Consider the following 21753-nt stretch of genomic DNA (forward strand, 5'->3'; position numbering starts at 1 on the left):
AGCGTTTATGTGGCCCGTCGTGGGAGCTGACGGCATGTTTGCGTTTGCAACGCCCCTGCAGACCGGTGGTGGAGTCCTCTACTGGGCGCTCGTGTTTTTCGTCCTTGCGATCATCGCCGCCGCGGTCGGCGCGCGTGGCGTTGCCGGGATCTCGATGGAGATCGCACGGATCTTCGTGTTGATCTTCATCATTCTTGCGGTGGTCGCGCTCCTGTTGTGAGACTGCCGGATACCGATCCACTGGGCAGACTCGAGATGTGATCGCTGCTGGTTACGTGTCTGCAACAGCTGCCACCGTCAGCGAGCGCACCGACAGAATTCTGTCCAGCGGCATTCGGCGATCGGGTCAGCCTCGAGACGCTGTCTTCAGTAACCGATACTGGTTACATCGGGTTGAGAACGCCTAACACGCTGGGCGTCGTAGATAACGGTGAGCGCTTACCATGACTGAACTCGGCGGATTTCAAGATAAGGTTGCCCGCATCGATCTCTCGGAGGGGGATGTTGCCTACGAGTCGATCGACGACGAGGACGCAAAGAAGTATATCGGTGCGCGGGGGCTCGGGGTAAAGTACGTCTTCGATCAGGGGCCGGAGGTAGATCCGCTCGGGCCGGATAACCTGCTTGCGTTCATGAACGGGCCGCTGTCGGGGACGCAAGTGACGATGAGTGGCCGGATCGCCGTCTGTACGAAATCGCCGCTGACCGGCACCGTCACCGACAGCCACCACGGGGGCTGGTCGGGGGCCCGGCTCAAGTGGGCCGGCTTCGACGGCCTTCTCTTTGAAGGCCAGGCCGACGACCCTGTCTACGCCGTCGTCGAGGACGGTGAGGTCGAACTCCGGGATGCCTCTCACCTCTGGGGGAACGGCGTCCACGAAACCCGTGATACGATCGAAGAGGAAGTTGACGGCTCCTACGGCAAGAACCTCTCGATCATGGCGATCGGCCCTGGCGGGGAAAACGAGGTCAAGTACGCCTGTATCATCAACGAGGACGACCGTGCCTCCGGCCGGGGTGGGACGGGCTGTGTCATGGGGTCGAAGAATCTCAAGGCCGTTGTCGTCAAGTCCTCGACGAAGATGCCCCGGCCGGCTGACCCAGAGACCTTCCGGGAGGGCCACCAGCAGGCGATGCAGGCGATCCAGGAATCGGAGGTCACCGCGCCCAACGAGGGTGGCCTCTCGATGTACGGGACGAACGTCCTGATGAACATCGGCGAGGAGATGGACGGGCTCCCGACGAAAAACGGGAAGTATACCTCGACTGAAAGTATGCGAGAGGCGGAAGGCGTCGACATCGACGCCGAGCGCGTCTCCGGCGAGAACGTCCGCGAAAACATCCTCGTCGACGAGCCGACCTGTCACTCCTGTCCGGTCGCCTGCAAGAAAGAAGTCGAGGTCCAGACGATGCACAAAGGCGAGGAGCTGAACGTCCGGACCGAATCCTACGAGTACGAATCGGCCTACGCGCTCGGCCCGAACTCCGGCCACACCGACCGCGACGCCGTCGCGGTGATGATCGAGCGCTGTAACGACATGGGCGTCGACACCATCGAGGTGGGCAACATGATGGCGATGGCGATGGAGATGTCCGAGGAGGGCAAACTCGAGGAAGGTGACCTCGAGTGGGGTGACACCGAGACGATGATCGACATGATCGACCGGATCGGCTACCGTGAGGACGACCTCGCAGACCTGCTGGCCGAAGGGCCACGCCGGGTCGCCGACCGTAAGGAGGCCCACGACAACTCGCTGGCGGTCAAAGGCCAGACCATCGCGGCCTACGACCCGCGCTGTATGAAGGGCATGGGCATCGGCTACGCCACCTCGAACCGTGGAGCCTGCCACCTGCGAGGCTACACCCCCGCCGCCGAAATCCTCGGCATCCCTGAGAAGGTCGACCCCTACGAGTACGAGGGTAAAGGCGAACTCACCGCCCAATTCCAGGACCTCCACGCCATCAGTGACTCCTTCGACATCTGCAAGTTCAACGCCTTCGCCGAAGGCATCGAGGAGTACGTCACCCAGTACAACGGGATGACCGGCCGGGACGTCACCGAAGACGAACTCCTCGAGGCCGGTGAACGAGTGTACAACCTCGAACGGTACTACAACAACCTCGTTGGCTTCGACGGCAGCGACGACTCGCTGCCCGAGCGCTTCCTCGAAGACGGTATCCGCGGCCAGGGTGCAAGCGAAGGCGAGTACTGCGAACTCGAGGAGATGAAAGACGAGTACTACGACTACCGCGGCTGGGTCGACGGCGTCGTCCCCGACGAGAAACTCGACGAACTCGGCATTGACATTGGCCCTGGAACGGGCGTCAGCAGCGAAAGCGGCACGGCGGTCTCGAGCGACGACTGATCGCGGTCGGCGTCGCACATATTTTGTGGTGCTCGGCTCGCGGCCGTCTGGTTAGTTACGAATACTGTCTTCTTTATCTATATATACATGTAGGATTATTTAGCAGGGTTCGGTATGGGATTTGCAAAACAGTGGAAAGGTGTCAACGGCTATATGCTGCGGGACCCGGGGACGTTTTTCGCGGAGTACGACGAAACACATGGCATCGGCTACCCGGTCGCGTTCATGCTGGTGTCGTATTTCGCCGTCGTGGTGCCACTGGGGCTCCTCATGGTGGTGGTGAATATCACGGATCCGATACAGATTGCGGCTGCAGTGGGGGTCACACTGGGATTTGGCATCGTGTTTTGGGTTACTGGCATCGTTGAAGCACTCGTCGCTCACGGCCTCGCCTATCTGTTTGGTGCCCGTGGGCTGACAGAGACGCTCGAGGCGTATGCGTTTCCGGTCGTCGTTCGATACTGTCTGTGGTGGATTCCACTCGTCAACCTCGGTCTCGGACTCTACGGGCTTTACCTCCAGATCAAGGGGCTGGCGGCGTTTCACGATCTTTCGACGGGTAAAGCAGCGATCGTCGCGCTCCTCGCGTCGGTCCTGTATCTGCTTCCCGTGTTCGTCGTCCTCGCAGCCGTGATCGGGGCGTTCGTCCTCGATCTCGGCAGTCAGCCAACCCCCCAACCGGCCATGCTCGTCCTCGAGGTCATCGCGTAGCTGCTGGGACGATCGGTCGTCCTCCGCTGTCGTCACTACCCTGTCGAAGCACAGTCACGTACAACTGCAGCCACGGCTGCGCAAAACGGATGGAACCGATCGAGAAGCAGAGAAACGTCCGTACGCTTCCGCTACGGTATGAGGCGGATCGTGTCCGCAACAGCCTGCTCCGTAGACCTGATCAGTCGTCGGCGACGGCGTAGGAGGCAGCCGAATCGGCTTCGTCCGGCTTCGTCAGCTCGACTTCGACGCCCCCGTTGGCGACAGAGACCAGTACGTCGTCGAAGTTCTTCCGGTACTCGGTTGCGTGCTTTCCGGTGGTGTTGATCCGGACCTGCTCTGTGACTAAGTCGGCCTCGGTCAGCATTTCGACTTTGCGGTAGGCTGTCGACATCGGAATGTCACATTCCTCAGAAAGTTCCGTCGCCGTCAGCGCGGTTTCGGCTGTCGCCTCGAGAATGGCCCGACAGGCGTCGTCGTCGAGGGCCGCGAGCACGGCCTGCGGATCGACGGAATCATCACGTTGCCAACCTCGTCGCCGGGTATCTGAGTTCATAGCGGACATCTGTTTCATCCAGTAGTAGCAACCAGACCCCCTCCAAATGAGTCCCAATAAATACAGGGGACTTTATATCGGGTGTCGAATCCATCGCTCGGTGGGACGATTCGGGGCTTGCGGACGCAGGCTTTAGGATGTCTGCGTCCCACCAGTGCGTAATGGCAGCGGGGATTCGCGCGGAGATAAAGATCGACGATCCGGCTGACTGTATCGTCGCACAGGCCGCAGCCGAGACGAGCGGTCGGGCCCACTCCGTCTCGAAGAGTACCAACCCGTCAGCGCCCGAGCGCGTGACCGTCGAGTTCATGCTCGAGGCAGAGATGGAACCCGACGAGTTCGACGTCGACACCGACCTCTCGTCGATCTTCTCGTATGGCTCGAGCACTGTCTATCGCTTCGAGCGCGACCTCGACGGCGACTGTCCCTGTGCGTGCATCGAGCAGTTCGACTGCCCGCTCGTCGACGTCCGCGCACATGGTTCGGCACTGTACCTGACTTTTCATGCGCCGGATATGGCACAACTGCAGACGGTCATCGGTGCGTTACGCGAGCGGTATGCGACACTCGACGTCCAGCGCCTGCTCCAGTCCCAGCAAGAACACACCGAGCAAAACCTCGTCTTCGTCGATCGGAACACGCTCACCGATCGACAGGCGGAGGTCCTCGAGACGGCCCACCGGATGGGCTACTTCGAACACCCAAAGCGGGCCAACGCTGGCGAGGTCGCTGACGAGCTCGGGATCACCGGAACGACACTGACCGAACACCTCGCCGCAGCGCAGACCAAGCTCTTGGACGCGATCCTCGATCATGAGTAGGCGTCTCGCGCAGCCGGCGGCCGATCCACGTCAAGTCGTAAGAACGTGTCGGGTCCTACAGATAACCGGCAGCGAACCGCAATGATATATATACCGGACGTGAGCTATAGCGTACACAACACAAGCGAGGGTCTTCCCCGACCCACTCCGCCATGAGTAGATACGAATTCACGTGCCCCGAGTGTGGGCAGGCGATCGAAGTCAACGAATCGATGCGCGAAGCCACGCTGACACACGGCTGCCCGGTCTGTGCAGCGTCGGTGACACCATCCGATTTCGTGGCGGAGCAACCGACCGAGAACTGAGTGCTGAGCACGCGACATCCCTCTCGAGACGCCGCCCTGTGCCGACGGCCACTCCCGTTCTACGCCTGTCGATCGACTGTGGTCCGGCGGCCGTTTAACGTGGCCGGCTCGAGGCGATAGAGTTCGATAGCGAGCTCTTCTTTCCCGTCTGCCCAGAGCTCGAACAGCGGTCGCTTTGCCTCGCCATACTGGGCAATTTCCTCGGGTGTGAGTTCCGACGGCTCGATGCTCTCGAGGCTGCCCGTCGCGATGATACTGCGATAGGACGAATCCGCCTCGTCGTAGACGACGAGGCGTGCCGCTGGCGAGGACTCGAGGAACTGGCGCTTTTCGCTCTCGGGCGTCGACACCAGCCGCATATAGAAATCCCGCTTGTCGTCGTCGTAGCCGTACGAGATCGGAATCGCATAGGGCTCGTCCGTGCGCGCAAGTGACAGCACTCCCGTCTCATGCCGACTGAGGAAATCGTCGATCTCCGCGTCGGTCATCTCGGTCTCCTGTTCGATGGCCATCGTCTCAGTAGCTTGCCAAAGGTGAAACACTATCTTTATAGTTGTCATCGACCGCGAGACACGCCGTTGAACTTGCAGTATCGATCGATACCGAGCCTACTGTCGGGCGCTCTCGGCGCGATCGCCGGGTCAAGACGTGTTGGTACCGATCACGACCGGGTCCCGGATCTCGAGTGCTGTCTCGAACTCGGCCTCGCGGTCCGTCCGCCGTCCGATCCGCAACAGCTGTTCTTCGTGTGCACGACGGATCGCAGACAGCTCGCGGTCGGTGACGCCGAGACGCGCGCCGAGTCCGTCCCAATGACCCCACTCGACGAGAAAGACCTCGAGGTCGGCGTCAGCATAGAGCCGTTCGTACTTCCGGCGGTATCGCTCGCGGTCCGATCCGAGCACCGCCTGTGCGCGGTCGATCAGGTCCGGCAGTCGGGTCGGCGCGACGCTCGCTTTGGCGGCGGTGAGCAGGAGGATCTGTCCCTCGATCGGTTCGCCCGTCATTTACCCGCCTGCGCGCATCGCTTTCTGTGCGAACTGTTCGACGAGGGGCTCGAGCGTGGCTTCTTCGCCCTCGAAGATGACCGTCACCTCGGTGAGCTGCAACGACGGGCCGACGCCGACCGTCTCCGAGGAGAACGTCGCCGTCCAGTCGTCGCCTGCGACGGTATCGTCGGCGATTCGCTCACCACCCAGGTTCGTCAGATACCGGACCACGAGCCGCTCGGAGATGCCGCGAAAGGACCGCTCGAGACGCACTGTCATACACTCGATTCGGCTGCCGGACGGATATACTGTCGGGCACCGTGCGGTCGTCGACACCGTGATCGTCGCGATCAGCCAAGCGCGCGAAAGAGGACCACCGCACCGATGCCGCCACACAGCGCCAGCAGGATGTTCTCCGTGCGCCACATGACCAGCACGACGATGCCCGCTGCACCCCACTCTGCTGGTCCGCCGGCTGCCAGTTCCGGCCCGAGGATCGCGATCACGATCGCGCCCGGCAGGACCGACAGTCCGGCCTCGAGTCGCTCGCTGACCTCGATTCGGCGCAGCAGCCAGAAGCCACCGACTTTCGTGAGGACCGTCACAACCGTCATCGCGAGGATGACGCCGACGACGAGCGGATCGAGTGCGAGTGTGCCGTCACTGATCATAGCGGATCACCTCCACTGCGGCGGCTGCGAGTCCACCGAGCAGGATATACCACCGACCCGGAACGAACGTCGCGGCGACGATGGCCGTCACGAGCGCGACGAGCCATGGGACGAGCGTCGACCGTCCGTCCCAGAGTTCGACCGCGAGTGCGATGAAGACCGCCGCGAGGACGAAATCGATGCCGTACCGGGCCGGATCGCCGATCACGCCACCGGCGGTCGCCCCGATGATCGTCGCGCCGACCCAGCAACACCAGATCGCGATCCCGGATCCCAGCAGGAACGCGCCGCGGCCACTGCCGGACTTGAGTTCTCGCATGGTCAGTGCCCAGTTTTCGTCGGCCATCACCAGCAGGCTCCCGTAGCTCTGGCGCGGTGAGAGCCGTTCGAACCACGGTCCCAACGCCGCCCCCATCAACGAGTAGCGAAGGTTGATTGCCAGCGTCGTGAGGACAATCGCTGCGACCGGCAGTGGGTCCGTCCAGAGTTCCATGGCAACGATCTGGGCGGCACCCGCGATGACGGTCGCGCTCATCAGTGTTGCCTCAGCGACGCTTAGGCCTGCCTGGCGGGCGAGCATCCCGAACGCGATTCCGTATCCGCCGACGCCGATCGCAACCGGGAGACAGGTGAGCAAGCCGGCGCGGATATCCTCTCGATCGAACGTGAGTGGCTCGCGCTCGACTGCCGTCGCCTGCGGGTCATCGACCGCCCCCTCTGATGGGGTTTCGAGGGACTCACTGTGGTCGCGATCAGCGTCGCTCCCGTCGAGTTTCGTCACGGTTGCTGTGAGTCGAACGACGCGTAAAGCGTTCTCGAAACCGCCGTCGACTCACCGTGTTTGGACGACTCGGACACTCCCTAACGACTTGTTCATACACCTGCAAAGAGCAGTGCCAGCGCAACGGCTCCCGCAGCGACGCCGTACAACGGGCTACTGACGACGAGGACGACCGCGACAAGAGCGGCGACGACGCCAAGAAAGAGACACACCTGCTTGCGCATCGTTCGATCGTCGTTACGGTCAATAAGCCAGTCGAGGCCCAGTTCGAGTCGGAACTCGGCGGCTTCATCGAGCATGCACGATACCATTGTTTGGTTGATACTACAGTCGGGACACGATTCGCTCGGCGGAGTGGCGGAATCGCTGTCCCGACGCTAGCCGCCAGCGACCGGCGGGAACACTGACACGACGTCACCGGCTTCGAGTGACGTCTCGGCTCCGGCCATATGGACCACGTTGCGGCCGTTTTTCAGCACGCTCAGCTGTGGCCGGATCTGTCCCTCCTCGAGTAACTGCCCCTCGAGGCCGTCGTACTCGCCCTCGAGAGTGGTGAGCACGTCACCGACGGTCGCGTCGTCTCCGACCGTTCGCGTTTGCTCTTTCTCCCCGACGGCTTCCCGGAACGTGGCGAAAAACCGGAGATCGATGTCCATACATGAGGATCGTGGGCTGACGATATAAGTCCGGGCGGTGGTCCCACCGCGATCGACTCTCGCGGTGTGTCGTTCGGCCGGGCGGTGACTGCCGCCGGTTCAGACGGTTTGCTGTACCGATGTATCGGCACACCCGTCTGCTGGATCGCGGTTGCGCCGAACATGACCGACAGCGTTCCGTATTCAGGTCGCCGAGGCCGCCGGCGACGTCGTGTACGCGACCGACGCGACATCGGCGGTCGTGAGCGCGTCGTCGATCGCGCTCGCACCGCGTTCGGCTGCCTCGCGTTCGTCGTCGGCCTCGGTGGTAACCGTCACGGAGAATTCGAGAGTGATCGTGTACGGATCGAACGGCGCTGTCGGATGTTCGTAGACGTTGGCGTCAGTAACGTCCCAGTCAGTGATCGTCCCCTCGGCTGCGAGGGTCTCGAGGGTGTCGGCAAGTGTCGACGTCGCGTCGTCACAGGCGGTCGTATCGGATCCGCCATGAAGCGTCACGAGCGTCGTCCCGGTTCGGGACACAGCGAACTCCATGCCGTCTCTAAGGCGGCCTGGAGTTTCAATGCTTGGGATGAATTAACACGGGGAGTCATTACTCGATCCAGAACGGAACGCCGTGCTCCGAGAGGATCGATCGCATCCGGTCGACGCCACCCTGAATATCCCACCCATCCTGTGTGTAGTGTTTGTACGGATGGCGAAGCCACGAATGTTCGCGATGGGCGAACACCTCGACAGCACCCTCGCCTGTCCGAAACAGCGTGACGTGTAGTTGCCACTTTGCAAGCGGTGATTCACGGCGGACCCAGCTCCCCGCCGAGCGTCGGCCGTCGTCGTGAACCTTCAGCGACGCGATCGGCTCCGACTCGAACGCCAGCTCCGCGAGTATCGACCGCACCGCATACAGGGTGCGCTTGATGGTGCCGACGTACTCCGCTGGATGTTGTCTGCAAATGGCGTAGCCACCGAGGGGCTCTTTGAGCCGATGGAGCGCCGGCAGGAGTCGACGGCGGACGCGAGTCGTCAGATCGATCGCGTCGGTTCCGTCCAGTGTCGGTCGGTCAGTCGTCGCCACACGTCTCACTCTCGAGTCCGACTACAAAATCGTTACTATCAGATTCGTTTCGTTTCTGTAATGCTGGCCGAGTAAAGCAAGGATACAGGCGTACAAAACCGAAAACATGACTATATAGAACAGACTCAAACATGACACGTTCCGAAGAAAATCGCTCGGGCAGTATCGCCACTCGTCACAGATCCTGTAACCGAATGCCGTCTGCCACCAACCGTGCGTTTCGCTCTCGATCGAGGTGGTCCGCGAGGTCCTCGTGTTCGTGGAGCTGTGCGATCACGTCGGCGTACAGCGTCCGCCACGCGATCGCGTAAATCGGCGACTGCCCCCACGCCCGCAGCTCCGGGACCAGCTCGTCGTAGGTCTCGTATCGCTCCTCGAAGCGGTCGATCGCTTCGAGCACATGACCCGCGGCCTCGCGCTCGTCGTCGGCGTCCTCGAGCGCCCGGTTGAGCCGACTTTCCCAGCCTGCGACGGCCTTTTGCATGTCTGCTGCCGCACTCTCGTCGTCGTCGGGCAGTCGCTCGAGGATCGGTTCCGGAACACCAAGCGTGATTTCGTCCATACGACGTCCTATGTGGCCGCCTGGCAAGAAACTGTTTCCTCTCCGGACGCCCCCGACAGGCGGCTACTGGGAGTCGAGCCACGTCGCCAGCATCACTTCGTCGACGAGCTCGCCGTCGAGATAGTACTGGCCCTCGTGTTCGCCGTCTCGCTGCCAGCCGTGCTCTGCCAAGAACTCGAGTGCGACATCGTTGGTCGCAGGCACGTTCTGATAGCATTTCTGATATCCGGCATCGCTGGCCCACTCGAGGCCGTACTCGAGCAGTGCCGAGCCGATGCCCTGTCGCCGATACTGTGGATCGACCCCGACGGTGAGTTCAGCCGTGTGACGCAGTGCCGGGAGTGCTGGCGCGTCGATGTGGAGCCAGCCGACGACGTCGCCGTCCGTCGCCGCGGGCTCGGTTCGTTCCTCGGATGACTCGGCCTCGGCCTCGTCCTCGTCCGGCTCCGGCGTAAGAATCGCCACGAAGACGATCCGCGACCGCGCCTCGTTAGCCCGGACGAGCGCCGATTCGCGGTCGAGTTCCATCGCGACGTTCTCGGCGACGACATACGTTCCGTCCTCGGCGACCGTCCGCATCGTTTCGACGACCCCTGCTCGATCTTCCTCGCGTGCCGGTCGGATGACGATGTCCCCCTCATCACACTCGAGATCGGCCGTCGTCGCCGAGAGCGCGATCCGAAACTTCCCGTCGATGTCGGTCAGGTACCCCTCGGCTTGCAGCGTCTCGAGACACGTCTGCAACTCGTCCTCGGTGGGTGGCACTGAGTCGGTGTACGCCCTCGATCGAGCCGGTTTCGAGTCCGAGTGACCGCCGTCGACTGTGATCGACCGCGCTAACTCGGCCGGTGTGACGGCCCCGTTTCGCTCGACGTACTCGTAGATGCGCCGCTGGAGTTCGTTTTCGAACGAGCCGGTGGGGTACACGCTCATAGCAACGACCGCGCGAACAGACGGTATTAGTATGCGATTCGTATCAGCGCCGGTCTATCCGCCGCCGTAGCGAAGTACGTCATTGTTCTCGAGATCGAACTGTTTCAAACGGCACCGATGCCTGTCACGTCCGGAAATCAGTCGTTAGCGACGCATCCTCATCACTGCCGGCACCGGGATACACAGGCGCAGTTGGCATTTACTATCGCGATATATGATTTATTACGCTGGTGATGGGCAACTCACGCCAGTTGCGACGGATCCGACATACGAGCCGTACCAGTCGATATCGACGACGAATTGGAATCGATCCCGCGGTCGAGTGGCCGATTACCCCGTGGGTTCGAGGACGTCTGCGTTGAAACACGTGACCGGTCATCGATCAGCGCATGTCAGTTCGGGCTACCACGAGCGGTGTCCGAGCCACATGCTTCCCCCACTCGAGTCCCATTTCGGATCGACCGTCGGATCGACCACTCGAGTATGTCGTGACGATCTGTGGCACCGCATTTGGCACCGATCGCAGCGGCTCGATAATCGTAGCCGTGTGGCTGCACCGATTGCATCCCCCTGGCCATCCACCTTACTGTCGGCTCGACTGTCTGTGGTTCCCGTTCGGCAGCAATCGTCGGACGTCACAGGTGTCTGTCCTGCTGTGGCGCGGTTTCGCGGTGTGACCCTCACGTCGCCAGACGTCGCTGCGACGCCAATGGACGAGGGTGGCGTCGCTCGTCTGGTCGTCACGAGCCGAATTCTTCATTCGTCGCCACGGCGTTGCGGTTTCGAACCCGTGTGATCGTGGCTGCTTTGCAACCACCGAACGGCAGTACATACTTGTTCGCACGATAGTCCTGCATTGGTGTGTCACTCTCGGTACAGACTATCTCTGGAACTGTCGCCCGGTTCGCGGTATCGCCCCACGTTATCGAGATAATGCACTGTCGCTTCTCGAGTGCAGAAACTCGTTCTGGACAAGTATACACTCAATAGTGATATATCGAATTGGTACTGCTGGCGACTGGATGTGGCATAGCCCTCGAGAGACGCCTCTCTCTGGAGCGACGGCAGGGATCGGGCTAACTCGAATAGAGACGTCTCCTGAACTGTTCGTTGCGTTTTCCCGTCGTCTTGCCTCCGAACCAGATACCAATTTAAAGAATCTACTACTTGAGAAAAACCGTTTGGAAAAACAGAACTTTCGTCGGCAGGTTTACACTGTCCGCGGACGTTCTGGGTTGTAGTATGGCAGTCACCACTGACTGATACCGGCGTTAGTGCGCACGACTCGACGGGTCCAGCACGATTTCGCAGCCGACCCCACTCGAGATGTTGCGGACGGTGCTCGAGGGCGAGTGACCCATCGGTGATAGGGCCCGACGCACAGTCTCGGTGATGCCAACTGATAGCACAGATATACAATGTACGAACCAGTGCGTGCGCGAGGGAGCAAAGCGGGGCGGGACGGGACAGAGTTGGACAGCGGTATAGACAGCGTCGACGTCGCCAGTGCAATTGCAACGGAACACGCAACCGATGAGTGAGTCACACTCGTTTCAGGCGGAGCCAGCACAGCTCCTGTTGATCGAAGACAATCCCGGCGATGTCCGCCTAACCAAGGAGGCATTCGAACAGGGGCAGATCGAAACCGACCTGCATGTCGTTTCCGATGGGAATGAGGCGCTTTCGTTTCTCTCACGAGACGGTGAGTACACCGACGTCCCACGTCCGGATCTCGTTTTACTGGATCTCAATCTGCCGGGGAAAGACGGCGAAAACGTCCTCGAGGAACTCAAAGACGATCCCACACTCCGTTCGATCCCGGTAATCGTCCTGACGAGTTCGAGCGCCGACGAAGACATCGCCAGATCCTATGAACGCCACGCCAACGCGTATCTGACGAAGCCAGTCGATCCCGACGAGTTCAGCCAGACGGTCCGTGCCTTCGAGGAGTTCTGGTTCTCGGTTGTCCGATTACCACCGGAGGAAGAGACCTCATGAGCGAGACGAATACCCAGACCAGCGAGGAGACGAACGCAGCGTCAGACGAGGCGCTTCAGGTCCTTCTGATCGAGGACAATCCTGGTGACGCCCGCCTCATTCAGGAGATGCTCCACGAGACCGAAGAACTCGCAAAGCGGGTTCGTCCTGGCGAGGTGTCCGGGCGGACACCCGACATTTCATGCGAGACGCGCCTCGAGGAAGCCCTCGAGACCCTCGCGGACGAACACATCGACATCGTTCTTCTCGATCTCAATCTCCCCGACAGCGAGGGGCTGTCGACGCTCGAGACGGTCCACGAAGCATCGGAGACGCCGATCGTCGTCCTGACCGGCGTCAGCGATCAACAGATCGGCGTCAAGGCGATCCAGCGCGGTGCCCAGGACTTCCTCGTCAAAGACGAGGTGACAAGTGAACTCCTGATTCGGACGATTCATCACGCGATCGAGCGGGCCCGCCAACAGCGAGACCGCCGTCAGCAGCGCGAGCAACTCGAGGCGCTCAATCGGCTGAACCGAATCGGCCACGATATTACCCACGCAGTGATCACGACCGAAACGCGCGCGGAACTCGAACAACAGGTCTGTGACCGACTCGCTGAGTCCGATGCCTACCGGTTCGCGTGGATCGGCGAGGTCAATCCAGGTAGCGACCGCGTCTCCCCGACGGCAGCGGCCGGCGTCGAAGACGGCTACCTCGACGAGATCGAGGTCACCGTTGACGAAAACAAAAAGAGCGGACAGGGGCCGGCGGGCACGGCGATTCGAACTGAGCAGGTTCAGGTGATGAACGACGCTCGAACAGACCCAAAATTCGAGCCGTGGCGAAACCAGGCACACGCCCGTGGCTATCTCTCGACGGCAGCGGTCCCGATCGTTTACGAAGACCTCGTCTATGGTGTCTTGTGTATCTACTCCTCGTCATCACGTGCGTTCAGGGAACCCGAAACGGCTGTTCTCGTCCGTATTGGCGACGTCATCGCGCACGCAATTACCGCCATCGAGCGCCGGGATGCCTTAGTCAGCGACGCCGTCATCGAACTCGAGTTCCGCGTCGAAGCACTCGTCGAACCTCTGGTCGAGCTATCGGTCTCCGAAGACTGTACGATCACGCTCGAGCAGCTGGTCAGTGGTGACGAGGCGCTTCTGGCGTACGGGTCGGCACGGGACGTCTCCCAGGAGACGTTTATCAACGCTGTCGAGCGAACCGACGGCATCAGCGACATCCGGATCCTGACGAGGAGACGCGACGAATTCGAGTTCGAACTCGTTGCACCGACGGCTGTCTCCCTGTTCGAGACGATTGCGACACATGGCGGCCGCGTCGCTGAAGCGACGATTGACGATGGAGAGTTTCGATTCATTGTCGAACTCCCGCGCGGCCGAGACACGCGCCAGATGATCGAACTCATCAAAGACCGGCGTGACGACGTTACCTACCTCGCCCAGCGGACGGTCGAACGGAGCCAACGCGGCGATACTCATTCCGTGTCCGTTCTCGAGGACGAACTCACTGAGAAACAGCGGGCCGCCCTCGAGACGGCCTACTTCGGGGGCTACTTCGACTGGCCCCGTGAGAGCACTGGCGAGGAAATCGCCGATCGACTGGGCATCGCGCCGGCGACGTTCAACCAGCATCTCCGGACAGCCGAACGGAAGTTCTTCGAATCGGTGTTCGGCGAGTAGTGGTCGGCGTCACGGTCGCTCGTCTTCACTCGAGCGCGCGTCAAAAACGAGGAGAGTTATGCCGCACCGCGAGGTTCAGTTGCGGGCGGGGTCGTGTCTTCGACCGGCCGGGACGCCATCGCGACGGAGACCATCGAGAAGCCAGTCACGAGGAGGCTCACGCCCACGAGCAGCCCGATCGCCCAGGCTGCCGTGGCCGGGAAGCCGACCCAGAGGAGGCCAGCGAGGACCAGCGAGATAACGCCGCTGACGGCGATCGAGAGCCGTCCCGGGGCCGACCCCATCCACAGCGCCATTCCCAGTTCGACGATGCCGTCGACGAAGAGGTACGCCACGAGCACCAGCGTCAGGGTCACGAGCGCGACGGCGGGCGCTGCGAGGACGGCCAGCCCGGCGAGTACCGAGACGATCGCAAGCGTGACCTGCCAGAGCGAGCCACGCCACCCGCGTGCCGTGAACGCGTGAACACCGTGGACGACCCCGCCGACGACGAGAAGTGCGCCGAGCACGATCGATACCGAGAGCCCGGTGACGACCGGGGCGGCAATCGCGAGGAGACCGACCAGCCCGACGATCCCACCCGCGATCGCGAGCGGCCGCCAGTCGTTCTCGAGGGAGGCCCCCTCGGCGTACGTGGTGTCTGCTGTTTCACTGCTCATTATATTCACCAATACTAGACACGCTGTGTGTGTATATAACACAATTCTACGGTTTGACAGTAGCTCACGGGCACAGACCAGTCCGAAACGTGGACGAACGGCGACAGCGGACTCACAACAATCGAGTTCGGTGGTCGTCGAACCACGACGACTATCCTGACGGGCGTGATATCTCGAGCCGTGACAGACGATCGCGACGACTATCGTACGTGTGACCTCTGTGGCGAGCGAGTGCCGGCGGCCGTCTATCACGAGCACCTGCTCAAGTCGTGTCCCGGCCGCTGAGACTGCAAGCGAGGGCTCGGTGACCGGTCACACTCGAGTCGGTTACTGCTCTTCGACGTGGCGAATCTCGCAGGCGATCCCGCGCGTGCTCTCGGCCATCTCGCGGCCGAACATCTCGGCGCGGCCGACGGCGAAGGCCTTCGGCCCCTCGACGATCACCTCGTCGCCGACGCGGATGTCCTCGTCGGCGTCGACGACCCCTGGCGCGAGCACGCTGCCGTGGGGGACGAAGCCGTCGATCTCGACGCGCTTGACCGGCGCATCGCTTTCGAGCCAGCGCTTCGCTCCCTCGAGTGTAAACGACAGCGTCCCGTACTGAGGCACCATCGTCGCGAGCTGGGTGTCCTCGCTGTCTCGAACCTGAATCTTGGGATAGCGGCTCGTGGTCTGGATAGTTGCGAAGAGATCATCGCCAGCGCCGTCACCGAGCAGGTAGTCAGCGATGGCGCGGACGGTGTTGTGCTCGCGCTCGCGTTTGGAATACTTGAGTTCGCCCGACAGCGCCTCGGAAAGGTTCGCAAGCGACTGGTCGTCAGTCGGGTGCTCGTCGACGGTGTACGTGATGTCGAGATCGAGTCGTTTCTCGACACGTTCGACGATGTCGCGGTAGCCCTCGTCGGGGACGTGGGCGATGATCTTCGGGTACTCGTTGCGCTCGAGATAGCGCTGGAGAACCTCGGCGACGAACGACTTCTCGTCTTCCGACCAGCGACCCGTTACCACGGTGTCGTAGTGTTGGGCGGGGTAGGTCGTCTCGAGTTCCTGCGGGACGACGCCGATGGGGCTGGTCATCGAGACGAGGTGACCGCGCCACTGGATGACGTCATGGAACTGACGGTGGCTCTGGGACTCGCTGTATGGCTTGGTGGCCGAACAGGGTACGAGTACGAGCGGATTCTGGAAGCGGTTGCGATACCGTGTCGTCACCCGGTCGGCAAAGCGCTGGATTTCGACCCGGCGAAGCGTGTCCTCGGTCGCCGCGTTGATCTGGGCGTCCCGCAGAATCGGCGTCCGTTCCTCGAGATAGCCCCACTGCGAGTCGAGTTCGCGCATGGCCGCAGTGAGCCACTGGTCGTGGCGGGCCTGCCCCTCGATGTAATCCCGAAGTCGACCGTCCCGGATCCGCCGGCGGACGATCGCTACTTCGGCTTCGAGGGCGTTTCGGTTGTGTTCGGCGCAGTCCTCGCGGGTGAACTCCTCGCGAGGCTGTTGGCAGGCTGCACACGAGCAGGGCAGTTCGTCGAGATCCTCGAGGAAGTACGCCTCGTCGGTCGTGAGATACCGGCCTTCAGTGCCCTTGACGACCGCGGCGGTCGCGTCGAAGAGGTCAACGCCGGCGTAGGCCAGCAGCGCGACGTTTCGCGGCGTCGCGACGCCGGAAAACAGCAGGGCGGTGTCAGCGGGAATCGCCTCGCGAACGTCGACGACGGCCTCGACCAGTGCCGCGCCGTGGCCCATTACCGACTGGACGTCAGAGAGGGCATAGGCGTCCGTGCCGTGATCGTCGACGTGCTCGCTCGAGACGACGGCGACGCTCGGGTAGTCGACGTCAGGATAGTCGACGGCGAATGATTCCTGCACTTCTGTGGCGGTCCCGCCGGGAAACGCCCGGTGGGGAAGGACGGTCAGTGTCGACTCGTCGCCGTCGGGGATCTCGCGGGACTGACTCCAGAGCGAGCCCCCGTCTTCGAGGACGTCGTCGACGAGTGCAGGCGTCGATCGTGGCGAGGACAAGCGGAGTTCGCCCACGCGCGCGGCCCCGTCGCGCTCGTGTACTTCGAAATAGTCGGTCATACTCGATATGACCGTGGCGGGCGAAAGAGGTTGTCGATCGCACGTGAGGACTCGAGGCGAAGGAGTTGGCCGGACGACGATCTCGGAGAACAGCAACACCGGCAGCCAAACGGGACGAAGGTTACTGGGTACTGTTATTTCGGGAATTGGACCACATCTTGTTTATTCGCCGCTAGCCAACGTCCCGTATGAACGTCCCAACTGTCGGTGCGGATGACGACCGACGTATCACCCGTCGAACGGTCTTGGGCGGCGTGGGTGCCGCCTCTCTCGCAACGCTTGCTGGGTGTTTCGGTGGGAGTGGGAACGGTGACGCGTCCGAGTCGGTCCCCGATCCGATCAGTATCGACGAGGGGAAAGAGTGTGATCAGTGCGGGATGATCATCGGGAACTATCTCGGCCCCGCCGGCCAGTCCCACTACGAGGATCCAACTGCCGTGCTCGAGGAGGACCGTCCGGCACAGTTCTGTAGCTCACTCTGTACGTACATGTTCACGTTCAATAACGAGTCTGAACCACAAGTGAGCTACCTGACGGACTATTCAGCCGTTGAGTACGAGGTCGACACAAGCACTGCTCAAACTACCATTTCCCGCCATCTCGAGGGCGACGCGTTCGGCGACGTGACGGGACTCACGATGGTCGCAAACAGTGATGTCAAGGGAGCGATGGGAGAGTCTATCGTTCCGTTCAGTGACGCTGACCAGGCTAACGAGTTCCAGTCCGAATACGGTGGCGACATCTACGAGCACAATGAAATCACACAGGAGCTCGTCAGTTCGATGATGTCCGGTGGAATGTAAGCGCGGCCGCTTGCTTCCGATCGCGTTCGATACTAAAACACTGTTCTGTTTTCGAGCCTTCCAGGAACGCTAATACGTCTCTGACGGCCGCCTAGCGGTTCAGGACCCACGTCGCGATCCCCAGCGACGTGGCCGTCCAGACGACGAGGCTCACGAGACTCGCGATCGGTGATGCGGCTGCCGGCCCGGTCCCTGACGCGACGATGATCGCACTCTCGAAGACGAGCCCTCGGTATGCGCTCAGCGGACTGAGCGCAAGCGCATACACGAGACTCCCGTCGCCGATCGATCCGGCCGAAAATCCGTAGACGAGCGCCAGATCGAACCCGACAAGCAAGACGACGAGCGCGACGACCGACAGCGCGATCGCACTCCGTGTCCCACTGACGACGGCCGAAATCGCGATTGCGATGGCGAGGACCGTCAGCGCAAAGAGGATCGTCAGGACGATGAACCGACCAAACAGGATCGGCGAGTCGACGCCGGAGTGTGACGCATAGAGGGTCCGCCCTTCCTCTTCAGCGACGAAGACGAGTAGCACGGTAACGACGAGCGGAGCCACGATCGCAATGAGCAGGCCGATCGCTCGCCCGACGTAGACGCCGGCAACGATCTCGCGACTCGAGACGGGATACGTCTTCAGGACGTCGAGTTCGCCACGCTCTGCGTCGCCGAGGATCGCGCGATAGCCAAACGCGATAGCGACGACCGGGACGAGCAACTCGAGTGGGGTGAGCAGGTCGACCAGCGTCGGGACGTATCCGCCCTGGACGCTCCCGCTGACTGAGCTAATCCCGAGTACGACGGCGGCAAAGGCGAGCGCGAGGATGAAAAACGTCCGCGTCCGCACGATCGTCCGGAGTTCCCGTCCGATGATCGTCCTGAGAATGTGTTTCGGGCCGGGTGCAGTCGACTGCGAGCGACCGAACTGTCCGGAGGTCCGGTCGCGGGTGGTGTCACTCGGCGTGTTCACGTCGCCGCTCATGCGTGATCACCCACGACCTGCACGGTATCGCGGTGGCCGCCAACGGCGTGCTCGTACACTTGTCGTAAGGAGCTGCCACCCACTCGAGCCTGAACGTCGGCGATCGATCCTTGTTCGGCGACGCGGCCGTCGGCGAGTATCAACAGGTCGTCGGCGACCTGCTCGACGAGCTCTAAGTCGTGGGAGCTCAACAGGACCGCGATGCCCTCGTCGGCGAGGTCGGCAGCGACATCGAAGACGTGCAGCCCCATGCTCGGATCGAGCCCGCTGCCCGGCTCGTCCAAGATGACGATCGGTGGGTCGCCGATCGTCGCCTGTGCGATGCCGAGCAACCGGGTCATCCCGCCGGAGAGGGCCTCGACCAGTCGATCGGCTGCGTTCTCGAGGCCGACCCGCTCGAGCTGTGCCATCGCGTCGGTCTCGTCGCCGCCGACGAGTGACGCGTAGAATTGCAGCGTTTCGAGTGCAGTAAAGCCGGGCCGAAACGCCGGATGCTGAGGGAGATAGCCGATCTCCCGTGCGGTGTCGGGGCCGTTGTAGGTGATCGTCCCTCCCGTCGGTTCGTGGAGGCCGGCGAGGTCGCGAATAAGCGTCGACTTGCCGGCACCGTTCGGGCCGATCAGGGCCGTTACCCGGCCGCGTTCGATGGTTATAGAGACGTCTCGGAGTACGGAGACCGTCCCGTAGTCGTGGTCGATACCGGTCGCCTCGAGAAGTGGTGTCGTGTCAGTCATTGCTCGTCGTCCGCGTCAGTTCGTAGCAGGTCCAGGCCTCGTCTTCCCACTCGGTCTGGGAGAGCAGGTCGGGGTTGTTCGGTTCGCAACTCGGTGCTCGGTCGACGATGCTTCCGGTTCGCATGCCAGGGACCGATCCCTCGAGTCCGGCGAGGGCTTTGAGTGCGGGTGCCCGGGCGAGCGTCGGTGTCCCGTCGGTGCGGTGGAGTTGGCTGTCGGTGGGATCAGTCGGTGAGTACGACATGTCGGACTGGTCGCCGTTCGCGATGCCGGCGGCTCCCTGCCAGTAGTTACCATCGCCGCCGTGGGTCCAGATGCGGAGCGGACCGGACATCGCGGTAGCGTGGACGTCGTTGCCGACGAAGTCGTTGTTGACGACGCGGTTCGTCGGTAACATGGCGCTTGCCTCCGCGCCAACGTCGTTGCCGGCGATGACGTTGTGTTCGTAGATCGACGACGTCGAGGCGATGCGGAGTCCGAGGTCGTTTCCTTCGGCGATGTTGTTCGCGACGTAGTTCGCGCTGCCGCCCGGACTGAGGGCGTCTGCCGCGTCACGGACCGTGTTTCCGACGACGGCATTGCGCTCCGGTCCGGTCATGATGACGATGCCCGTGTCTTCCTGTCCGCGGAGGTCGTTGTCCGCGATGAGGCTATCGCCGGTATACATCAGATGGGTACCGAGGAAATTACCCTCGATCGTGTTCGAGCGGACGATCGTCTCCGGCGAGCGATAGAGATAGATACCGTTTCGTCCGCCCGTGAACGTCGAGTCTTCGATGACGGTCGGCGACTGGAACAACAGGACGCCGGCGAGACCAGACATGGGGTCGTCCGGACCCGATACCGTCACGTTTCTGATGACGGCGTCGTCACTCTCATAGACGATGATGCCGCTTGCCGGTGTGTCGATACTGACGTTCTCGACCCGGAGGTCGGTGGCGTTGTATGCCGAGATTCCGGCGTCAGTTCCGGCGTAGTACTGCAGGAAGGAGGCATCCCATGCCCCTTCGTTGATGTCGACGGGGAGGTCGCCGCCCTCTCGTGTCACGTTTCCGACACCGGTGATGTCGACCCCGCGAACCGCAACTCGCTCGCTGGTGACGGTGACGACAGAGCCGTTTCCGTCACCGCGAAGCGTCACGTTCCCCTCGCCAGCGAGCGTGATCGGTTGATCGATTTCGATTTTCTCCTCGTACGTTCCCTCGGGAACGACGACTGTCGTGTTCGCCGGTGCCTGATCGATCGCGTTCTGAACGGAGTCTGTGTCTTCGCCGACGACGATCGAGGTCGGCCGATCGAGGTGTGCGGACGTGTTGTCGATCCGTGCGTCCGCCTGTTGCTGCCGGTCGGCCACGCGATCACGGGCGACTTCCGCATCGTCACGATCGAACGATTGTTCGAGGACCGACTCCCAGTCGTGGACGGTGCCGCCGTACTCGTCGGCAAACGCCTGTGCGTCCTCACGATCATCGAAGGGGACGACGGTGTCACCGGCTGGCGTTTGTGCCTCACTACCAATGACGAATGATGCCCTCTCGGCGTCGGTCCACCCGGGCGACGACTCGGTGACCGGGTAGCCGTTCTCGTTGAGTTCGACACCGGTCTCGCTGTAGTCGGAAACGTAGACCGTCAGCGGATAGCCAAACCGCTGTTCGTGTGCGGGCTGGCGCTGCTGGTCGACGAACGTCTCGACGCCGTAGTAGCCAACGACGTACTGGTACTGCGAATAGAAGACCTGTGCGCGCGGGAGGTCGACCTCGTCGGAGAGTGCGTACTCGGACTCGAGGGTGAGTCCGACGGTAACCGTATCGTCGAAGGCGACGGGATCCGGTGAGGTCGATCCCACGTCGACGACGAATAGCCCGACAGCACCGAGCGCAACGACGAGGAGAAGACCCAGAAAGACGGTGCTAAGAGAGCGGTCGATCACGGTCGCCCGTTCGCTTCCACGGAAAATATATGGTCTGGTTTATTCCTCGAACCGACTGTCAACGGTGCCGACAGTCGCTACGCCGACTCGAGATAGGTTGCCGTCGCGGACGTATGCCCACGATTGAACGAGAGGATCTTGATCCGGATTACGTCCGTCACCGCACAACTGTCCGGGACATCCTCGACAAAGACGACGAAGCCTTCGATCTTGCCGACCGCCCGGCGCTCGCCGGAGTGGTGATCTGTAAACTCACGGATCGCGACCGTCTCGACGTCGCCGATGTCGACCGGTGGCTCGCGTTGTTGAGCTTCCTGGTGACGTTTCCGGGACTGTCGCTCGCCCGCGGAGCCACCGCGGACGCGGGTGAACAGCCACGAGCCAATCAGGAGGGCGACGAACGCACCAACAGCAAGCGTTTCGGGGCCGGGACCGAGCATATCTCAATCGGTCG

The 21753-nt window shown here is 62.0% G+C and carries 26 protein-coding genes; 8 read left to right on the top strand and 18 right to left on the bottom strand.

Going from position 1 to position 21753, the window contains the following annotated elements; genetic code table 11:
- Positions 1–34 precede the first annotated feature (34 nt).
- The 3 genes from BSG09_RS10365 (at position 35) to BSG09_RS10375 (ending at position 3077) form a co-directional block, all read left to right on the top strand.
- Complete coding sequence (locus BSG09_RS10365) at positions 35–220, top strand: DUF1328 family protein (RefSeq protein ID WP_092932934.1); 186 nt, start codon at positions 35–37, stop codon at positions 218–220.
- 223 nt (positions 221–443) lie between these two features.
- Complete coding sequence (locus BSG09_RS10370) at positions 444–2366, top strand: aldehyde ferredoxin oxidoreductase family protein (RefSeq protein ID WP_092932794.1); 1923 nt, start codon at positions 444–446, stop codon at positions 2364–2366.
- 114 nt (positions 2367–2480) lie between these two features.
- Positions 2481–3077: a YIP1 family protein gene (locus tag BSG09_RS10375; protein WP_223174698.1), complete on the top strand. Its 597-nt coding sequence runs from the start codon at positions 2481–2483 to the stop codon at positions 3075–3077.
- 181 nt (positions 3078–3258) lie between these two features.
- On the opposite strand, the gene BSG09_RS10380 is transcribed toward BSG09_RS10375, so the two are convergent.
- Entirely contained in the window at positions 3259–3642 is a 384-nt protein-coding gene (locus tag BSG09_RS10380) for a helix-turn-helix domain-containing protein (RefSeq protein ID WP_092932938.1), read from the bottom strand.
- Between the two features lie 152 nt (positions 3643–3794).
- On the opposite strand from BSG09_RS10380, the gene BSG09_RS10385 reads away from it, so the two are divergent.
- Both BSG09_RS10385 and BSG09_RS10390 read left to right on the top strand, forming a co-directional pair.
- On the top strand, positions 3795–4454 hold the full coding sequence (locus BSG09_RS10385) for a helix-turn-helix domain-containing protein (protein WP_092932796.1): 660 nt from the start codon (positions 3795–3797) through the stop codon (positions 4452–4454).
- 152 nt (positions 4455–4606) lie between these two features.
- Entirely contained in the window at positions 4607–4759 is a 153-nt protein-coding gene (locus BSG09_RS10390; protein WP_008009317.1) for a DUF7560 family zinc ribbon protein, read from the top strand.
- 59 nt (positions 4760–4818) lie between these two features.
- On the opposite strand, the gene BSG09_RS10395 is transcribed toward BSG09_RS10390, so the two are convergent.
- The 11 genes from BSG09_RS10395 to BSG09_RS10445 all read right to left on the bottom strand — a co-directional run bounded on the left by BSG09_RS10395 (position 4819) and on the right by BSG09_RS10445 (position 10426).
- Positions 4819–5271, bottom strand: a complete 453-nt coding sequence (locus BSG09_RS10395; RefSeq protein ID WP_092932798.1) for a pyridoxamine 5'-phosphate oxidase family protein — start codon at positions 5269–5271, stop codon at positions 4819–4821.
- A 129-nt stretch (positions 5272–5400) separates the two neighbouring features.
- Positions 5401–5766, bottom strand: a complete 366-nt coding sequence (locus tag BSG09_RS10400; protein ID WP_092932800.1) for a hypothetical protein — start codon at positions 5764–5766, stop codon at positions 5401–5403.
- Complete coding sequence (locus tag BSG09_RS10405; RefSeq protein ID WP_092932803.1) at positions 5767–6027, bottom strand: hypothetical protein; 261 nt, start codon at positions 6025–6027, stop codon at positions 5767–5769.
- 71 nt (positions 6028–6098) lie between these two features.
- Positions 6099–6419: an AzlD family protein gene (locus BSG09_RS10410; protein WP_092932805.1), complete on the bottom strand. Its 321-nt coding sequence runs from the start codon at positions 6417–6419 to the stop codon at positions 6099–6101.
- Positions 6409–7200: an AzlC family ABC transporter permease gene (locus BSG09_RS10415; RefSeq protein WP_092932807.1), complete on the bottom strand. Its 792-nt coding sequence runs from the start codon at positions 7198–7200 to the stop codon at positions 6409–6411. Before BSG09_RS10415 ends, BSG09_RS10410 begins: the two co-directional genes overlap by 11 nt.
- Positions 7201–7292: 92 nt before the next feature.
- Positions 7293–7499, bottom strand: a complete 207-nt coding sequence (locus BSG09_RS10420) for a hypothetical protein (protein WP_092932809.1) — start codon at positions 7497–7499, stop codon at positions 7293–7295.
- 78 nt (positions 7500–7577) lie between these two features.
- Complete coding sequence (locus BSG09_RS10425; protein WP_092932811.1) at positions 7578–7856, bottom strand: ubiquitin-like small modifier protein 1; 279 nt, start codon at positions 7854–7856, stop codon at positions 7578–7580.
- Between the two features lie 183 nt (positions 7857–8039).
- Positions 8040–8390 carry a hypothetical protein gene (locus BSG09_RS10430; RefSeq protein WP_092932813.1) on the bottom strand — a complete coding sequence of 117 codons (351 nt, stop codon included), beginning with the start codon at positions 8388–8390 and terminating at the stop codon, positions 8040–8042.
- Between the two features lie 58 nt (positions 8391–8448).
- Positions 8449–8931 carry a hypothetical protein gene (locus tag BSG09_RS10435; protein WP_092932815.1) on the bottom strand — a complete coding sequence of 161 codons (483 nt, stop codon included), beginning with the start codon at positions 8929–8931 and terminating at the stop codon, positions 8449–8451.
- A 175-nt stretch (positions 8932–9106) separates the two neighbouring features.
- On the bottom strand, positions 9107–9493 hold the full coding sequence (locus tag BSG09_RS10440; RefSeq protein ID WP_092932817.1) for a hypothetical protein: 387 nt from the start codon (positions 9491–9493) through the stop codon (positions 9107–9109).
- A gap of 63 nt (positions 9494–9556) precedes the next feature.
- Positions 9557–10426: a GNAT family N-acetyltransferase gene (locus tag BSG09_RS10445; RefSeq protein WP_092932819.1), complete on the bottom strand. Its 870-nt coding sequence runs from the start codon at positions 10424–10426 to the stop codon at positions 9557–9559.
- Between the two features lie 1533 nt (positions 10427–11959).
- Here BSG09_RS10445 and BSG09_RS10450 point away from each other — a divergent pair.
- Positions 11960–12424 (top strand): response regulator, encoded by a 465-nt coding sequence (locus BSG09_RS10450; protein ID WP_092932821.1) that lies wholly within the window; start codon positions 11960–11962, stop codon positions 12422–12424.
- The gene (locus BSG09_RS10455; RefSeq protein WP_092932823.1) at positions 12421–14109 is read left to right on the top strand and encodes a bacterio-opsin activator domain-containing protein; all 1689 of its coding nucleotides are present in this window, start codon (positions 12421–12423) and stop codon (positions 14107–14109) included. Before BSG09_RS10450 ends, BSG09_RS10455 begins: the two co-directional genes overlap by 4 nt.
- Before the next feature lie 56 nt (positions 14110–14165).
- Here the strand turns inward: BSG09_RS10455 and BSG09_RS10460 are convergent, their stop codons facing one another.
- Together BSG09_RS10460 and arcS are read right to left on the bottom strand one after the other, a co-directional pair.
- Positions 14166–14768, bottom strand: coding sequence for an HdeD family acid-resistance protein (locus BSG09_RS10460; protein WP_092932825.1), 603 nt, complete (start codon positions 14766–14768; stop codon positions 14166–14168).
- A 327-nt stretch (positions 14769–15095) separates the two neighbouring features.
- Positions 15096–16847 carry an archaeosine synthase subunit alpha gene (gene arcS / locus BSG09_RS10465; RefSeq protein ID WP_092932827.1) on the bottom strand — a complete coding sequence of 584 codons (1752 nt, stop codon included), beginning with the start codon at positions 16845–16847 and terminating at the stop codon, positions 15096–15098.
- A gap of 188 nt (positions 16848–17035) precedes the next feature.
- Here arcS and BSG09_RS10470 point away from each other — a divergent pair, with 188 nt between their 5' ends.
- Entirely contained in the window at positions 17036–17650 is a 615-nt protein-coding gene (locus BSG09_RS10470; protein ID WP_092932829.1) for a nitrous oxide reductase accessory protein NosL, read from the top strand.
- 91 nt (positions 17651–17741) lie between these two features.
- Here the strand turns inward: BSG09_RS10470 and BSG09_RS10475 are convergent, their stop codons facing one another.
- The 4 genes from BSG09_RS10475 to BSG09_RS10490 all read right to left on the bottom strand — a co-directional run bounded on the left by BSG09_RS10475 (position 17742) and on the right by BSG09_RS10490 (position 21739).
- On the bottom strand, positions 17742–18635 hold the full coding sequence (locus BSG09_RS10475) for an ABC transporter permease (RefSeq protein WP_092932831.1): 894 nt from the start codon (positions 18633–18635) through the stop codon (positions 17742–17744).
- Positions 18632–19369 carry an ABC transporter ATP-binding protein gene (locus BSG09_RS10480; protein WP_092932833.1) on the bottom strand — a complete coding sequence of 246 codons (738 nt, stop codon included), beginning with the start codon at positions 19367–19369 and terminating at the stop codon, positions 18632–18634. Before BSG09_RS10480 ends, BSG09_RS10475 begins: the two co-directional genes overlap by 4 nt.
- Positions 19362–21299: a NosD domain-containing protein gene (locus BSG09_RS10485; RefSeq protein WP_092932835.1), complete on the bottom strand. Its 1938-nt coding sequence runs from the start codon at positions 21297–21299 to the stop codon at positions 19362–19364. Before BSG09_RS10485 ends, BSG09_RS10480 begins: the two co-directional genes overlap by 8 nt.
- A 77-nt stretch (positions 21300–21376) precedes the next feature.
- Positions 21377–21739: a TRAM domain-containing protein gene (locus tag BSG09_RS10490; protein ID WP_092932837.1), complete on the bottom strand. Its 363-nt coding sequence runs from the start codon at positions 21737–21739 to the stop codon at positions 21377–21379.
- Between the last annotated feature and the right edge of the window lie 14 nt (positions 21740–21753).

The sequence above is a fragment of the Natrinema hispanicum genome, from assembly GCF_900111485.1.
Taxonomy (GTDB): Archaea; Halobacteriota; Halobacteria; order Halobacteriales; family Natrialbaceae; genus Natrinema; species Natrinema hispanicum_A.

Coding starts and splice junctions, on each gene's coding strand:
- BSG09_RS10365 (WP_092932934.1), top strand. CDS start 35: ATGTTTGCGTTTGCAACGCCCCTGCAGACCGGTGGTGGAGTCCTCTAC.
- BSG09_RS10370 (WP_092932794.1), top strand. CDS start 444: ATGACTGAACTCGGCGGATTTCAAGATAAGGTTGCCCGCATCGATCTC.
- BSG09_RS10375 (WP_223174698.1), top strand. CDS start 2,481: ATGGGATTTGCAAAACAGTGGAAAGGTGTCAACGGCTATATGCTGCGG.
- BSG09_RS10380 (WP_092932938.1), bottom strand. CDS start 3,642: ATGTCCGCTATGAACTCAGATACCCGGCGACGAGGTTGGCAACGTGAT.
- BSG09_RS10385 (WP_092932796.1), top strand. CDS start 3,795: ATGGCAGCGGGGATTCGCGCGGAGATAAAGATCGACGATCCGGCTGAC.
- BSG09_RS10390 (WP_008009317.1), top strand. CDS start 4,607: ATGAGTAGATACGAATTCACGTGCCCCGAGTGTGGGCAGGCGATCGAA.
- BSG09_RS10395 (WP_092932798.1), bottom strand. CDS start 5,271: ATGGCCATCGAACAGGAGACCGAGATGACCGACGCGGAGATCGACGAT.
- BSG09_RS10400 (WP_092932800.1), bottom strand. CDS start 5,766: ATGACGGGCGAACCGATCGAGGGACAGATCCTCCTGCTCACCGCCGCC.
- BSG09_RS10405 (WP_092932803.1), bottom strand. CDS start 6,027: ATGACAGTGCGTCTCGAGCGGTCCTTTCGCGGCATCTCCGAGCGGCTC.
- BSG09_RS10410 (WP_092932805.1), bottom strand. CDS start 6,419: ATGATCAGTGACGGCACACTCGCACTCGATCCGCTCGTCGTCGGCGTC.
- BSG09_RS10420 (WP_092932809.1), bottom strand. CDS start 7,499: ATGCTCGATGAAGCCGCCGAGTTCCGACTCGAACTGGGCCTCGACTGG.
- BSG09_RS10425 (WP_092932811.1), bottom strand. CDS start 7,856: ATGGACATCGATCTCCGGTTTTTCGCCACGTTCCGGGAAGCCGTCGGG.
- BSG09_RS10430 (WP_092932813.1), bottom strand. CDS start 8,390: ATGGAGTTCGCTGTGTCCCGAACCGGGACGACGCTCGTGACGCTTCAT.
- BSG09_RS10440 (WP_092932817.1), bottom strand. CDS start 9,493: ATGGACGAAATCACGCTTGGTGTTCCGGAACCGATCCTCGAGCGACTG.
- BSG09_RS10445 (WP_092932819.1), bottom strand. CDS start 10,426: ATGAGCGTGTACCCCACCGGCTCGTTCGAAAACGAACTCCAGCGGCGC.
- BSG09_RS10450 (WP_092932821.1), top strand. CDS start 11,960: ATGAGTGAGTCACACTCGTTTCAGGCGGAGCCAGCACAGCTCCTGTTG.
- BSG09_RS10455 (WP_092932823.1), top strand. CDS start 12,421: ATGAGCGAGACGAATACCCAGACCAGCGAGGAGACGAACGCAGCGTCA.
- BSG09_RS10460 (WP_092932825.1), bottom strand. CDS start 14,768: ATGAGCAGTGAAACAGCAGACACCACGTACGCCGAGGGGGCCTCCCTC.
- arcS (WP_092932827.1), bottom strand. CDS start 16,847: ATGACCGACTATTTCGAAGTACACGAGCGCGACGGGGCCGCGCGCGTG.
- BSG09_RS10470 (WP_092932829.1), top strand. CDS start 17,036: ATGAACGTCCCAACTGTCGGTGCGGATGACGACCGACGTATCACCCGT.
- BSG09_RS10475 (WP_092932831.1), bottom strand. CDS start 18,635: ATGAGCGGCGACGTGAACACGCCGAGTGACACCACCCGCGACCGGACC.
- BSG09_RS10480 (WP_092932833.1), bottom strand. CDS start 19,369: ATGACTGACACGACACCACTTCTCGAGGCGACCGGTATCGACCACGAC.
- BSG09_RS10490 (WP_092932837.1), bottom strand. CDS start 21,739: ATGCTCGGTCCCGGCCCCGAAACGCTTGCTGTTGGTGCGTTCGTCGCC.